Genomic DNA, 15,282 nt, shown 5'->3' on the forward strand with positions numbered 1-15,282 from the left:
CTCACAAATTTGTATTGCTACTTGCCTCACCTTCCACAAACCGGTAGAGTTCAGCGCGACGAATGAAGACCTATATCATCAGACGACTCCTTCTCATGCCCTTGACGCTTCTGGGGGTTACGTTTCTCGTCTTTTGCATAACCCGTTTTGTTCCGGGAGGTCCCATTGAGCAGATGATGCAGCAGCAAAGCATGAGCGCCCTGTCCGGACAGAAAGCCGGCTCCCAGCGCGGCGACAATAACCTGAGTGAAGCGGATATGGAGCGGCTGGAAGAACAGTACAGCCTGCAGGAGCCTATCATCACGGCTTATCTGCAATGGCTGGGCGTCCTGCCCAAAAAGATTTTCATTTCCCGTGAGGAATTTGGGGAAATCGGCGGAGCGGGAGAGGAAGACAAGGAGGATGAATATTCCGGTATTTCCGATACGCATACACGGATCAACCTGAATGAAACAGGAGAACAAGTCGTCGTCGTTCGCCAGGACAAGGATTCCGGCAGCGTGAAAGATGCTTTCTTTTCCGGCACGCCGTCCCGGAAAGCCTCTTCAGAAGGCTGGACCGTGGATATAGAATCCCCCATGGACCGCGCCGAACGCTGGGCGCGCCGCATGAGGCAGACGGATAATACGGAGGCCGTCCGCGACAAGGCCCGGGGCTATGCGTGGCGGGCCGTTATGTACAAGACCAGTTTTGACGGGCTGCTCCAGGGCACTATGGGCAATTCGTTTAAGTACAATGAACCCGTATGGGACATGATCAAGGAACGCATTCCCGTTTCCCTGTACTTCGGCATCCTGAGCGCCATTATTACCTATTCCGTCTGCATTCCCCTTGGGGTAGTAAAGGCCATCCGCCATAAAAGCATGGTGGACAACATCTCTTCCGTCCTGATTTTCCTGGGATACTCCGTGCCTGGATTTGCTTTGGGCGCCGTACTGGTGGTATATCTGGGCGCTCGGCTGGAATGGTTTCCGCTCTGCGGGCTAACGTCTCCGGACTTTGCGGACATGGGGTTCTGGCAACAGGCCGGAGACCTGCTGCACCATACGGTGCTTCCCCTGATTTGCTATGTAGTCAGCTCCTTTGCCATCACCACCATGATGATGAAAAACAACCTGATGGATAACCTTTCCGCGGACTACATCAGGACGGCCATGGCCAAGGGCGTGAGTTTCAGAGGGGCCGTCATCAAGCATGCCTTCCGCAACTCCTTTATACCCATTGCTTCCACTCTGGGCAGCCTTATCAGTCTGATTGTGGCCGGCTCCATGCTGGTGGAAAAGGTTTTCGATATCCAGGGATTCGGGATGCTGAGTTACCAGGCTCTGATGGACAAGGATTACGCCCTGATCATGGGTACGCTGCTGCTTACCTCCTTCCTGATGGTGCTGGGCAACCTTCTCTCCGATATCATCGTGGCCGCGGTAGACCCGCGCATCAAATTTGAATAATACACATGGTTAGAAAACTGGCATACCTTTTGGTCATCCTGGCGGTGCTTACTGCCGCGGGAGAGCTGTGCGGGCTGCTCCTGCCCACGTTAAGCTGGCCCTTCACCGTCTCGCGGGAAATGAGCATGCTCAACATCGTCTGTACGGACCAAAACAACAGCGGCCTTCTGACGCCTCAGGGGAAATTCCTGTGGTTCGGCTGGGTTTGCGTGCTGGTCATGGGAGGCCTCGGTTTTTGGCTCATGCTGAAAGGCCCCCGGAGGTTCCATCCAACGCCGATCACCAGGCGCCGCATCCAGCGTTTTAAAAGCATCTCCCGCGGCTACGTATCCCTCATCATTTTGCTTGTATTAACGCTGCTGGCCTGTATGGACCAGTGCCTGGTGGGCAAGCGGGCCCTCCTTGTCGTTCAGGACGGCTCCTGGTACTTTCCGGCCATTATGCGCAAAGTATACAAGGGTTCTACATTTGGCCAAACCGGAGATTTTGCGGATGCGGAAGCCAACTACCGCGAACTGAAAAAACAGGCAGGCCAGCCGGGAAAACCCTCCCTTGTCATCATGCCCCTGGTTCCGTACGATCCCACGGGAGATTCCACCAACCCCGGTTCGGAAGCTTTGATGGTGAATGAAGACGGCCTCGTCTGCGAGCCCGGCGGCAAGCCGTATTCCGGTTTGGCCTCCCGCTTGCATAAGGATGAAGAAGCCCTACCCCACATCAGCTACAAATTCCGCAAAGGAAAGAAAGTGGACCGGGCCACCGGATGGCTGGAAGACAGAACGGAGGTGTACAGCGCCACGTATGAAAACAACCAAATTGTGGCGGAACATTACAGCGGCCCCGGCACCAAGGAAGAATTCCTGAAACAGACGGATGAACATAAAATCAGCCGTATCTTCTACCACCCCTCCCCGCCCCTCAAGGGGGGCCACCTGCTTGGCACCAATACCCAGGGGGCGGACATCCTGGCCTATCTGTACGGCGGCCTCCAGGTAAATATGAAAGCCGCCCTATTCTACCTTCCTATCGTATATTTTATCGGCATCACTTTCGGAATGATGATGGGATACTTCGGCGGCATGTTTGACCTCGGCATGCAACGCCTCATAGAAATCTTTTCCCAGGTTCCCTTCCTTTTCATCATCATGATTATTTCAGATATGGTTCCCCTTCACATGAAAGGCATGTTCCTGATCATCAGCCTTCTCATCATGTTCGGGTGGATGTCCATGACCTACCAGCTCAGAACCTCCACCATGAAGGAAAAAGCGCGCGACTACGTAGCGGCGGCCCGCGTGCTTGGGGCTTCCACCAGCCGTATTCTTTTCGTCCATATCCTGCCCAACCTGGTCGCCATTCTGGTCACTCTGGTTCCGTTCAGCGTTTCCGCCCTCATTCTGGCTCTGGCTTCCCTGGATTATCTGGGCTTCGGCCTTCCTGACACATACGCCAGCTGGGGCCGCCTGCTCAATGACGGACTGGCGGATCTTTCCGCCAGCTGGGTGGTCACCTCCGCCTTTTCCGCCCTGGTGATTACCCTCCTGCTCGTCACCTTTATCGGAGAGGCTGTCCGTGAAGCCTTTGACCCCAAAAAATTCACTACTTATAAATAAAAGACTCCTGTTTTGCCATTCCCTATGCTCAAGCTGTCCACCATCTTCCGCTCCATCCTTTCTTCCGTGATGCTGTCTCTTTTGCTGACAGCCGGAGCCGGTTGCAAGGATTCCTCCCAATCCCAGGGGGCAGGCTGGCAGCCAAACGTGCCTTTCGGCACGCTCCCTCCGGGATTTGATTCCTTCCCGGAACGATGGAACAAACAGATCAATGACCGCCTGGCCCGTGAGGAAGCCGCCAAGCAAAAGGAAATACGGGAACTCCGGGACAAATTTTTCAAGGAGGAAGATTCTAAAGTCAGGGAAAAACTGCAAAGCAAACTTATTGCGGATGAAGCAGCCCTGTCCGTCATTCACCGCAGGCAGACGGAAGGCGACTACATTAAATTCAAAACCCCGGCAGACATTCCCCAAGACCTGAAATGGGAGGATGGACTGGACAATCCGGAGATAGGAGATCCGAATGCCAAAAAAGGAGGCGTGCTGCGCCAGTGGGCCCCCGGCTCCTATCCGGACACATTCCGGCCCAACGGCCCGAACAGCAACAGCGGCTTCCGCGGCCCCCTGTATGATGAAATCATCATCGGCCTCGTTTCCATCCATCCGGTTACGGGAAAAATCATTCCGGGAATCGCTCATAAATGGGCGGAATCCCCAGACAGGCGCACTGTTTACTTTGAACTGGATCCGGATGCCCGCTATACGGACGGAGCCAAGGTAAAGGCCATCGACCTCCTGGTGAACATGTACATCCGCACTTCGGAATACAGCCGGGATGTGTTCTATAACAACTTTTTCTACCAGAACGCTTCCAACATCACCATTTACGACGACAGCCGCTTTTCCATCACGCTCCCCTTCGCCAAACCTCTGCTCCCGTACTACTGCACGCTGTTCATTCCTTCCCCTCCGCACTTTTACTGCGAGTTCGGCCCCAACTACGTGGAACGCTACCAGTGGCGCATACCGCCCACTACGGGTGCTTACGTTGTCAAGCCGGACGGTATCATCCGCGGCCGCCAGGTAACGCTCCAGCGCGTGCCGGACTGGTGGGCCAGGGACAAAAAATTCACGAAATACATGTATAATGTGGATCAAATCGTGTATAATTTCATTGCGGAGCCATCCAAGGCCATCGAACTCTTCCGCATCGGAGAACTGGACGTTTTGAACATCACCAAACCGGAACTGTGGCACGAACGCATGGAAATACCGGAGGTCCACAACGGCTACATTAACCGCAGCACATTTTACACCATTTACCCCCGCCCTCCTTACGGAGTCTTTCTGAATACCTCCAAGGCCCCCTTCAATGACCTCCATGTTCGCCGGGGGTTCCAGCACGCGCTTAATATCCAGAACATTATTGACATTACCTTCCGCGGAGACTACCAGCGGCTCAATTCCTACAATTCAGGTTTCGGCAAATTCACCAACCCTTATATCAAGGCGCGCCCCTATTCCCCGGAACAGGCCCGCGCTTATTTCGCCAAGGCGGGCTACACCATTCCCTGCCCGGACGGCATCCTCCGCAAGCCGGACGGCACCCGGCTCACCGCAGCCATCACCTTCCCCAATTCATCTCCTTCCCTGGCTTCCACCCTGGGCAAGCTGAAGGAAGACGCGCGCAAGTGCGGCCTAGAAATCCAGCTTGATCCTCTGGACTCCACCGTAGCTTTCCGCAAAATCATGGAAAAACGCGCCCAGGCCTCCTTCATGGCATGGGGATTCACTCCCCCCCATCCGATGAACGAGCAGGGATTCCACTCCCGGTACGCCTATGATGAGCGCGGTGGCCTTATTACCTATACCAATAACATCTGCGCTTACGCGGACAAAGAAATGGACAAGCTGCTGGACGCAGAAACAAACGCAGCCACGGAAGACGAACTCCAAAAGGCTACGTGGAAAGTGCAGCAGAAAATTGATGACGAAGCCCTGTGGGTTCCCTGCTGGACCACGGAATTCATCAGACTGGGCTACTGGCGCTGGGTCAAATGGCCGAACAGCGCGACTACGCAATTCTGCCATCCCGTCGTATTTGATCCCATGGAAAGTTATCTGTACTGGGTGGATAACGATATCAAAAAGGAAACAATGGAAGCCAAGCGGGAAGGAAAAACATTCGAGGAAGTGGATACCGTGTATGACCAGTACCGCTACATGGACTCCATTGAAAGCCTGGATAACAAGGATGGAGGCGGCAAGCTGCCGTCTGTGCCTGTCATCCCGGAAAGCGGCGACCCTCTGGAACCTTCTGCCACGGAAAAATAACACATGAGCGACCCCCTGTTGGAAATCAAGAACCTGGTCACCGGCTTCGAAACGGAATCCGGCCTGTTGAAAGCGGTGGACGGCGTCAGCTTCACCGTCCCCAAAGGCGCCTGCGTAGGCATCGTAGGGGAATCAGGCTGCGGCAAAAGCGTTACGGCCATGTCCATCGTCCGGCTGCTGCCCCAGCCCATGGGGAAAATTCTGGACGGGCAAATTCTGTTCAAGGGCCGCGACCTGGTTCAGGCAAAAGAGACGGACATGCACGGCATCCGCGGCCGCCATATCGGCGTCATTTTCCAGGAACCAATGACGGCGCTCAATCCCGTACACAGCATCGGAAGGCAAATTGGGGAATCCCTGATGCTCCACCGGGGAATGAACACCAGGGAAGCCCGGGATGCAGCCATCCAGCTCCTGCAGCGCGTTCGTATCCCTGCCCCGGAACAGCGTGTGGACGAATTTCCTCATCAGCTCTCCGGCGGCATGCGCCAGCGCGTCGTCATAGCCATTGCCCTGGCCTGCCATCCGGAACTCATCATTGCGGATGAACCGACCACGGCCCTGGATGTCACCGTTCAGGCTCAAATCCTGTCCCTGCTCAAGGATCTTCAGGCAGAAATGGGGTCATCCTCCATCCTCATTACACATGACTTGGGCGTCATCGCACAGAGCTGTGACTCCGTAGTCGTCATGTACGCTGGCCGCGTGGTGGAAAAGGCCCCTGTCCGGGAACTTTTTGCCAACCCTCGCCATGCTTACACCAAGGGACTGCTGGCCTCCATCCCTCAGCTAAGTTCCGTGCGGAAAACCAAACTGCCCACCATTCCCGGGCAGGTGGCCTCTATTGCGGATTTCGTTCCCGGATGCCGCTTCTGCCAAAGGCAGGGCGTGCCCGCGGAAGAACTCACGGAACGCCCTCCCCTCGTGGAAATATCCCCGGACCACTTCGTGGAAGCCTGCCCCCGTTGCGCCAACCTTTAACTTCTTTTTCTCCCAGCCATGCCGGAAACTCTCTTGCAAGTAGACAATTTGAAAATGTACTTTCCCGTCCGCTCCGGAATTTTCCTGCGGCAAGCGGGATGGGTCAAGGCTGTGGACGACGTTTCCTTCAATATTTACCCGGGGGAAACGCTGGGCCTGGTGGGGGAATCCGGCTGCGGAAAATCAACCATTGGCAAAAGCATTGTCCGCCTGCTGAAACCCACCGGGGGCTCCATCCGGTTCAACGGCAACAATATCGCCAGACTCTCCCAGCGCAAAATGAGGCCTCTGCGTCCGCACATCCAGATGGTCTTCCAAGATCCTGCGGAATCCCTCAACCAGAGGCAATCCATCGGTCAAATCGTAGCGGAACCCTTCGTCATCCACCGCATGGGCACCCCCGCCGCGCGCCGGGAATGGGTGCGCGGCCTGCTGGACCGCGTAGGGTTGCCGGACAGCGCTATTGACCGCTTCCCCTTTGAATTCTCAGGCGGGCAACGCCAGCGTATCGGCATCGCCCGCGCCCTGACGTTGAATCCCAGCCTCATTATTCTGGACGAACCCGTCTCTGCCCTTGACGTATCCGTCCAGTCCCAGGTGCTCAACCTGCTGCTGGAACTTCAGGAGGAACGCAAACTCTCTTACCTGTTTATTGCCCATGATCTGGCGGTCGTCAAACACATCTCCGACCGCGTGGCGGTCATGTATCTGGGTAAAATCGTGGAAATGTCAGATGCGGAAACCATCTATCAATCCCCCAAACACGCTTACACCAAGGCTCTTCTGGACGCAATTCCGGAACCGGACCCTGCCAGGGCCAACAAGCACCAGCCCCTGCCGGGAGACGTTCCCTCCCCCATCAATCCTCCGCTCGGTTCTGCTTTCGGCCACCGCATCCAGCACCCCTCCTATCCGGAGACGGTGGGCGCGGACCTTACCCCTGTGGAAATAGAACCGGGCCACTGGGTAGCCCCGGATCCCTGCGCTCTGGAGCCGGAAGACTGGAATAAGATCCGCCAGCGGTAAAAGTACGGTAAAACGTTCATCCGCGCCCGCCGGGGAAAAATATATCTGCAAACAAATCCCCTGATTTTTTCCCGGACGGCGGACAGCTTTTAATCACCATGCTCCCGGCATCCTCCTACACGTAAATCCGGGGCACGCGGGCGCTGATGCTGGTCAGTACGTTGCTGGGAATGGTATTGGCGCGGCGCGTCAACTCCTCCCAGCTTACATTTGGCCCCATGATTTCCACCAGGTCTCCGGTCTCCACATGGTCCATATAGGTAACGTCCACCATGATCTGGTCCATCGTCACACGGCCCAAAACAGGACAGTACTGGCCATTGATATACACCCTCGCTCCCTGGTTGGACAGGTATTGAAGATAGCCGTCCGCATAGCCGATGCCGATAGTGGCCACCTTCGTGCTCCCCTTCGTTATATAACAGTGGTTGTAGGAAACGCCGTGATTTCCCGGCAGCGTGCGTATCAGAGTAATGCGGCTGTACAGGGTCATGGTAGGCCGCAGCTCCTTATTATAGGGAGACGGCATGGGGGAATACCCGTACAGGATTCTGCCCAGCCTCACCATGTTGGCGCAGGGAACCTTGTAATTAAACACAGCGGCGCTGCTGCACAGGTGCCGGAACCTGTACCGGTGGCCTTGGGAAAGTTCGTTTACGGCCTCCGTAAAGCCGCTGATCTGCCCGTGGGTGAAGGAAATATCGTCGGAAGCTGCGGATAAATGGGAAAACACGCCCTCCAGATCCAGATAACTGAACTGTTTGAGTTTATCCGTCAGGCCGTGCAATTCGCTCGGTAAAAAACCGCTGCGCCCCATGCCGGTATCCACGCCCAAATGAACATGGACGGTTTTGCCGTAAAGGGCGCCCAGGGAATTGAAATGCTCCGCCTCTTCCAGGCTGGAAAGAGCGGCGCGCCAGCCGTTCTGCACAATTTCCTCCCGCTCCCCCGCAAAACAGGGGCCAAGAATAAACGGGCATGTTGTTGCCCCGGCATCCCTCACCCGGCAGGCCTCCGCCACCGTGGCAACGCCAAAAAAAGCGCAATCTTCGCCATCCAGGGCCTTCACCACCCCTTCCAGACCGTGCCCATAAGCCTCCGCCTTAACAATAGCCATCAGACGGTGATCCGGCATGACGCGACGGACGACATTCAAATTGTGTCTCAGCGCATTCGTATCAATCTGGGCCCATGCTCTGGGAGGGCTTGTGCAACTCATGCCCGGAGTGTAGGAAGACGGTTGATGCTGTACAAGCCGGAATTAAGCCACCTTTCCACTTTTCCAAACGTTCCTCGAAGAAGACAGTACGCCGGTCATTCCTCCGGGAACTTGTTGACGGTGGAAAAGCGAAATCCTTTTTCACCCGATTTCAAAAAACTCCTTGCCAATCCCCGGCACGAACGATATATTCCCTCCGCACTGCAAATGCGCGGTTAGCTCAGTGGTAGAGCACATGCTTCACACGCATGGGGTCACTGGTTCGAAACCAGTACCGCGTACCATTTTCCTAAACACCCCGGAATTCAATATTCCGGGGTGTTTTTACGTTCAGAACCGTTATCTTCCCCTTTTCTTTTGGGTAATCCTGCATGCTCCTGGCTATATGCTCTGCGCCATGGGCATTGACTTGGTTTCCTTTTCTCCGTATGCTCCGCCCGCATGTCTGCGTTGCTGATCACGTCTTTCATCTGGGCGTTGTCATTCGGACTTCTGGGAAACTGCCTGTCCGGCCTCCCTGCCAGCTTTGTCGCGATGGCGCGCATGGCCGGCTCGCTTGCCGTTTTCCTCCCCTTCGTCCGGAGGGTTCCTTTCAGTCATGCCTTGGGGATGATGGGCATAGGCGCCGTCCAGTTCGGAGGAATGTATCTTTGTTATATCGCGGCCTTTCACTATCTGCCTTCCCACCAGGTTGCCCTTTTTACAGCCACCACGCCGATTTATGTGGTTCTGATTAACGGTCTGATGAAAAAACAGCTTCCGCCGCTCCATCTGGCGGCGGCTATTCTTGCGGCCATGGGAGGAGCGGGCATCCTTTGGAAAGGATATTCCGCCGGTAACGGGGTGTTTACAGGAATTGTTCTTGTCCAGCTTTCCAATCTCTGTTTCGCGGCAGGTCAAATAGCCTACATTTCCTTGAAAAATTCCCGGTTCGGGAGAAGCGAAGCTTCCTGCTTCGCCTATGCCTATGCAGGCGCTCTGCTGGTCACGTTGCCCTCCGGCCTGCCGTCAGGGCTGGCCTGCTGGCAGGGGATTTCCGCCAAGCAATGGTGGCTGCTGGCCTATTTGGGGATCATCGCTTCAGGAGTCTGTTTTTTCCTCTGGAATTACGGCGCCCGGCGGGTAACTCCCGTGAAGCTGGCGGTTATGAACAATCTTAAAATTCCCCTGGCGGCCCTGACTTCCCTGCTTCTGTTCAGGGAGCATCCCAACATGTTCCTGCTGTTCATCGGCTGCCTGCTTATCCTGTCCTCTTTCCTGATCGCCCCCATCCCCTTCAAAAAAACTGCGCAGGAATAAATTCCAGACGCCTATATTCCGGACCGCATGCCCGATTCAGCCCAGCCCCGGGAAAAGCATAACACATCACATCCGTTCCATTTTAACGGAAAATTCAAGGAGCAGGTCTTTTCAGGCAGTGCTTTTCCCCCTTCATATTCAAACGCGGCTCCCATTTTCCTCCATTTTTGTGCTGCTTGCCGCCGCCCGGTGGCCGGAGAACGCGACATGTTACGTCAGATTCACCAAAAAAACTGCGCGCCCGACACACGCCGCCCACGCTCCTGATTGCGGACGCGCGCATTGACACGGACGGCAAGGCGCTCCTGCAATTGGAGCGGGACTGACGCTGACCTATTGAATGCCCTCTCTATTTTCTTCTGTTCCAGCCGGGCATTCCCCTGTAGCATTTCTTTACCATGTCAGGGATGATGAATTGGCAGCAGCTTTTGTCGGACGCACGCTGGGGGTCCAGGCACCGAAGCACGGCGTCTCCGCAGAAAAACCGCAGCAATTATGACCGGGATTACGGCCGCATTCTGTTTTCCAGCGCGTTCCGCCGCCTTCAGGACAAGACACAGGTTTTTCCCCTGGGCCGCAATGATTACGTCCGCACCCGCCTGACCCACAGCCTGGAGGTAGCCCACATCGGTTCCTCCCTCGGCATGCTGGCGGGGGAGTGGCTGGCCCAAAAGGGTTCCCTGCCCGCACCTATCATGCCTTCCGATGTCGCCACCATTGTTTCTACCGCCTGCCTGGCCCATGACATCGGCAATCCGCCCTTCGGCCATTCCGGAGAAGACGCCATTGAAACCGCCCTGAAACGGCACGGCCTGGAGCTGCCTTTTGAGGGTAATGCCCAGGGATTCCGCATCCTGACACGTACAGGGGATCCGATGGAGGGCAGCGGCCTGAAACTGACGGCAACCGTTTTGGGCGCCTTTATGAAATATCCCTGTACGCAATCCTATTCCGCCGCCGTCAAGAAAGGCAGCATAGTTGCGGCCAACAAGCTTGAATGCAAAAAATTCGGCATCGGGGAACAGGAAAGGGAAGCTGCTTCTTTCATGGCTGCCCATCTGGGTCTGATCCCGCGTTCCACACCTGATGCAGCCCATCTTTGCTGGAGCCGCCATCCCCTGGCGTATTTAATGGAGGCTGCGGATGATATCTGTTACCGCATCGCGGATATTGAAGACGGGTACTTTTCCGGCCTTCTGGATTTTGCTCCCACCAGGGATTTGTTCAGTCCTTTCCTGACGGAATCCCAGCTCCGTTATGTCCGGGAGCTGGAAGAAAAGAAGGAAAAAGATTCCTGCATCCATTACATGCGCGCGATCGCCATCGGAAAAAGCATTCAATCCGCTGTGGACAGTTTTGTGAACCACGAGGAAGATCTGCTGCAAGGAAGGATGGAACAATCCCTGATAGACAGCTCGGAATTGTCCGCCCCGCTGAACGGCCTGTACCAGTACGCCATCAAGAATGTGTACCGCGCCAGGGAGGTTATTGAGGTGGAAGCCATGGGGTACAAGGTTTTGGGCGAATTGATCGACTTCTTTATGGAATGGGTGAACCATCCGTCCTCCGGACAATCCCAAAAAATCGCCATCATGCTTCAGGGCACCGACGTGCCCCAAAATAACGGAGGGGAGGCTGCGCGCCTGGCGCATATGCTTGATTATATTTCCGGCATGACGGATTCCTTTGCCCTGGAGACTTACCGGAAGTTGACCGGAATTCTGTAGCTCCTTCCGGCAAGCCGGCTTGTGGACGGATTGCAGAATTCCCCTCCCTTTCACTGAATAAAAAAGCTGCCCCATGCGGGGCAGCTGCCGTTAATTCCATGAATCCGAATTTCCCCGCTATTTCATGAAGCCGTTAAAAGCAGAAATTAGTTTCTATGTTTTTCAAGCGTTCCCTGACGGCTTCCGGCACGGCGGCTTTTTCCTCCTGCGTATTGTAGGGACCGGAATACAGAACTTTCCCCGCGGAGTCCGTCACATGAACTGTGGTTCCCGTCCGGGAATTGGAAGAAACCACGATAGTCCCGTTGGCATCCGACATCCGGACGGAAGACGTGCTCTGGCCTCCTCCGGAGACCTTGCCCATGGGAGGCATAGGCATTTGGTGAAGGCCCTGCAAGCTCCGAAGCATCTGCGCCGCGCCGGGAGTCAGGTTCATCCGGCCGATGATGTCGTCCATCCGGGAATCATCCATGGCGGAATCTTCCAAAAACTCATCCATCATCTGCTGAATATCCAGAATACGCTGAGAAAGATGAGGCCGTGCAGACATTCCGGAAAAAGGCGCCGCCTGACGCCGAACGGAGGGAACTGCTTGCGGCTGCGTGCGGGGATCCCCCTGAGCCGCCAATATTTCTTCAGCGGAAAGCGTTCCCCCATCCAGGGTAATTTCAGCAGTCTCCCGCTTTCCTTTCCGGTAGAATACCGCCGTAATCCTGTCTCCGGGAGCCTTTTCAGACAGGGCTTCCGTCACGGATTGCGGACCGGACAGGGAAACATCCCCCAGCTTGACGATGACGTCATTTTCCAGAAGCCCGGCCCTGGCCGCGGGGCTGTCCGGCATCACTTTGGTCACCAGCACTCCGGGGAATCCGCTCAGTTCCAGCTGGGCAACAAGCGCTTGAGGCACCGTGCCCGGAACAATTCCCAGTCTGGCCGGTTTGGAAGAGGGGAGAGGCCTGACCTGATGCGTGTATGGCGTCAGAGGAGGCGGCTGAAGGTTATCCGTACTTCCTGCGGGCCGGTCAATGGAATATCCGGAGCCCGAACCTGCCAGCAATCCCAATGTCAGAAAGATACAGGGTTTCATATCCATGTGGGATAATATACAACATCTGTCCATACAATGTTCAAAATTCGTGCATTTTTTCTTCCTTCCCACGCCGCAGAATATCGGAGAATACCATATCTCCAAAATAAAAGATTCTCCCTTTGGGATAAAACCGCTGATTTTCCGGCTTCTTATCACCATGACGCCAGCCGGGCTTTTTTCCTCCCTACCAAGAAAAACTGGAAGGCCGCAACAGATCGCCCATTCCGGCGAGATGCATGCACCGCACTTTCTCAGTATTCCTTTTCAGGAAGAATCCTGCGGATAACGGCAGGAGCAATCACAGGTACGCGCTCATCCCCTCCCTGCAGTTCAAAAATAGTGGGCGTCCGGAGCAACTCCCGCTTTTCACCGGGAATTACAGGCATTTCAGCCTTTTCCGTGGAGGCTTCCCCGGCATTTCCGGCAGCCACCGTTCCGCCGGAAGGCGCCAGTGCATGTTGAACCAGCATGACAGCCCCCACAGCGGCAGCCGCAGAAATGCCGGAAATACAGGCAAAACGCCGCCAGAGGGAGATGTTCAACGCTTTTTCCCGTTTCTCATCACTGGCGCAATTCATGGCTTGCGCCATTTTACAGACGGAAAATTCCAGCATGGAAGAAGCGGAAAGCCTTTTCAGCCGGGTTTCCATCTCATGTTCGGATTCCGCGCACATCAGGGCACAGCATTGCTCCCTGAACAGGACTCTTGCCGGAGAGGGCTGAAGACGTTTCAAGAGGGATTCCATCTCATGAATTTCATCATCGGAGATTTCATCGCGGCGGAATCGGTTGTTCAAAGGGAAGATTTCCTCACACTTTCCGGCCAGCCGGGAAATCAGTTCATCAGATACGGGAAGGGGCTGCAGGGCGGCAGTACCGCCGCCTTCCTCCCCTGCGGCAGATGATGTTGTCTCATATTTCATAAGGGCGGAACGGCGTTAGAATTGATTCTTTTTATTTCTTAAAGCCCTGCGGAGCAGGTCAATCCCGTAACGGTACCGGCTCGCCGCCGTATTCTGCGAGATTTCCAGCGTTTCCGCAATTTGCTGAAAAGTTTGCTCCCCCCATATTTTCAGGACAATGACTTCAGAGAACTTGGGAGGGAGCTTCCTGAGCTGCGTTTCCATGAATTGTTTGAGTTCCTCATCCGCCGCAGCGCTGGAAAACCAGGGGTCCGCATAAACATCCTCATCCTGTTCAGCGGCGCAGGCCTCATCTTCCCTTTTCTGGCGGCGGTCGGATTTGCGGCCATAATCCACCGCCAGACGCCGGATGGAGGCAAAGACATAGGAGAGCCACGCCTCCTGCCCTCCCACAAATTCCCCGGAGGCCTCCTTGCGCGCCAGGCGTATCAGGGCATCCTGAAGTATGTCCTCCGCATCTTCCGGTGAGCGGGACTGCTGGCGGGCAAACAACAGCAACTGGGCAGCATGTTCCCGTAGCCACTCATCCCAACTCAGCAAATGGCTGCTTTCTCCCTCAATCACCTCCTCTTTTCTGACATAGGCCGGCGTATTCATTTCTGCATATTCGTTCCCTTCATCAACCATAGCGCAACAGCCCCATTTTTTTGTTTAAAATAAAAAATGGAAAGGCATGGCGGCCTCCCGCGGAAGGCCGCCATGCCTTTCAGGACACAACTTCTACTTCTCCTGATTGACAAATTTCCGCATGTTTTCAATCCATGGTTCCAGCTTTTTGGCCGCCTGTGATTCCGGATCGGCATCCCGGGCAATTTTCAAGTATTCCAGAACCTTGGGGAAATTACGTTCCTGGGCATACCCATCGCTGATATATTTGGCGATTTCCAGACGAATCGGAGGGAGCATGTCTTTATTTTCCAGCATATTCAATGCTTCCTTACGGGCGGCGAGCATATCTGCCGCAGAGAATTTTCCCGAATATTTCCGGCAGAATTGCTCCCACATAAGCCGTTGCTTCTCCATGGTTGCAGCCTTTTCAGACTTCCCCGCGAATCCGTATTTATCTTCCGGGTCCAAGACGGAAATTTCTGCAATCAACTCCTTCTGAAAAGGCTGCAAATCTTCCGGAAGCACGTTCAGGGCCTTAACCAGCTGCTCCAGTTTTTCCTTTCCTTTCAGCGGCAGGGCCGCCGCCACAGCCTCTTTCAACTTCTTCCTCGTTTCTCCGGCAGCCTCCAGTTTCTTCAGATATTCCTCCGGCGTCCTGGTCGCACTCATTATTTTAGCATAAGGAGCGCCATTCCCTTCCATCAGCAAAACAGTCGGGAATGAGGAAACGCCGTAACGGCGCATCAGATCTTCATGGAATTTAAGCTGTTCCGGAGGCATTTTCCCGGCGGTCTTGGGAAAATCCAGCTCCAGCAGCACGAATTGATGATCCGCCGCATATTTGGCGAACGCATCCGTGTCAAAAATATTCTTGCGCAGATAAATACATCCGGGGCACCAGTCGGAACCGGTAAAGTCAACCAGTACCGGCTGTCCGCTCTTTCCGGCTTTCTCCAGCGCCTTATTCCAATCAGTCTCCCAGGAGGAAGACGCGGAACAAATCAAAGCGGAGGCCAAGGAAAGAACGCCAATTGCAGAAAAAAATGAACTTCTCATGTTAACCGCACTAT

The 15,282-nt window shown here is 55.0% G+C and carries 12 protein-coding genes and 1 tRNA gene; 8 read left to right on the forward strand and 5 right to left on the reverse strand.

The window, feature by feature from the left end; translation table 11 throughout:
* Positions 1–95: 95 nt before the first annotated feature.
* From CI070_RS05150 to CI070_RS05170, 5 genes are read left to right on the forward strand one after another with little or no spacing between them, the layout of a single operon-like run.
* Entirely contained in the window at positions 96–1,451 is a 1,356-nt protein-coding gene (locus CI070_RS05150) for an ABC transporter permease (protein ID WP_256943697.1), read from the forward strand.
* 5 nt (positions 1,452–1,456) lie between these two features.
* Positions 1,457–3,064 (forward strand): ABC transporter permease subunit, encoded by a 1,608-nt coding sequence (locus tag CI070_RS05155; protein ID WP_094137098.1) that lies wholly within the window; start codon positions 1,457–1,459, stop codon positions 3,062–3,064.
* Positions 3,065–3,088: 24 nt separating this feature from the next.
* A complete protein-coding gene (locus tag CI070_RS05160; RefSeq protein ID WP_094137099.1) occupies positions 3,089–5,338 on the forward strand; it encodes an extracellular solute-binding protein in 2,250 nt (749 codons plus the stop codon).
* Between the two features lie 3 nt (positions 5,339–5,341).
* Complete coding sequence (locus CI070_RS05165) at positions 5,342–6,319, forward strand: ABC transporter ATP-binding protein (RefSeq protein WP_094137100.1); 978 nt, start codon at positions 5,342–5,344, stop codon at positions 6,317–6,319.
* An 18-nt stretch (positions 6,320–6,337) separates the two neighbouring features.
* Positions 6,338–7,345: an ABC transporter ATP-binding protein gene (locus CI070_RS05170; RefSeq protein ID WP_094137101.1), complete on the forward strand. Its 1,008-nt coding sequence runs from the start codon at positions 6,338–6,340 to the stop codon at positions 7,343–7,345.
* Positions 7,346–7,460: 115 nt separating this feature from the next.
* On the opposite strand, the gene alr is transcribed toward CI070_RS05170, so the two are convergent.
* Entirely contained in the window at positions 7,461–8,564 is a 1,104-nt protein-coding gene (gene alr, locus CI070_RS05175; RefSeq protein WP_094137102.1) for an alanine racemase, read from the reverse strand.
* A gap of 209 nt (positions 8,565–8,773) precedes the next feature.
* On the opposite strand from alr, the gene CI070_RS05180 reads away from it, so the two are divergent.
* From CI070_RS05180 to dgt, 3 genes are all read left to right on the forward strand, one after another.
* Positions 8,774–8,848 (forward strand) — tRNA-Val (locus CI070_RS05180).
* Positions 8,849–9,005: 157 nt separating this feature from the next.
* On the forward strand, positions 9,006–9,863 hold the full coding sequence (locus tag CI070_RS05185) for an EamA family transporter (protein WP_094137103.1): 858 nt from the start codon (positions 9,006–9,008) through the stop codon (positions 9,861–9,863).
* Between the two features lie 398 nt (positions 9,864–10,261).
* Positions 10,262–11,590 (forward strand): dGTP triphosphohydrolase, encoded by a 1,329-nt coding sequence (gene dgt / locus CI070_RS05190; RefSeq protein ID WP_094137104.1) that lies wholly within the window; start codon positions 10,262–10,264, stop codon positions 11,588–11,590.
* A gap of 133 nt (positions 11,591–11,723) precedes the next feature.
* On the opposite strand, the gene CI070_RS05195 is transcribed toward dgt, so the two are convergent.
* The 4 genes from CI070_RS05195 to CI070_RS05210 all read right to left on the reverse strand — a co-directional run bounded on the left by CI070_RS05195 (position 11,724) and on the right by CI070_RS05210 (position 15,229).
* A complete protein-coding gene (locus tag CI070_RS05195) occupies positions 11,724–12,683 on the reverse strand; it encodes a PDZ domain-containing protein (protein ID WP_179219354.1) in 960 nt (319 codons plus the stop codon).
* 248 nt (positions 12,684–12,931) lie between these two features.
* Complete coding sequence (locus CI070_RS05200) at positions 12,932–13,603, reverse strand: hypothetical protein (protein WP_094137106.1); 672 nt, start codon at positions 13,601–13,603, stop codon at positions 12,932–12,934.
* A 15-nt stretch (positions 13,604–13,618) separates the two neighbouring features.
* Positions 13,619–14,230, reverse strand: a complete 612-nt coding sequence (locus tag CI070_RS05205; protein WP_094137107.1) for an RNA polymerase sigma factor — start codon at positions 14,228–14,230, stop codon at positions 13,619–13,621.
* 93 nt (positions 14,231–14,323) lie between these two features.
* Complete coding sequence (locus CI070_RS05210; RefSeq protein ID WP_179219355.1) at positions 14,324–15,229, reverse strand: thioredoxin family protein; 906 nt, start codon at positions 15,227–15,229, stop codon at positions 14,324–14,326.
* Between the last annotated feature and the right edge of the window lie 53 nt (positions 15,230–15,282).

It is taken from the genome of Akkermansia muciniphila, from assembly GCF_900184965.1.
Lineage (GTDB): Bacteria > Verrucomicrobiota > Verrucomicrobiia > Verrucomicrobiales > Akkermansiaceae > Akkermansia > Akkermansia muciniphila_A.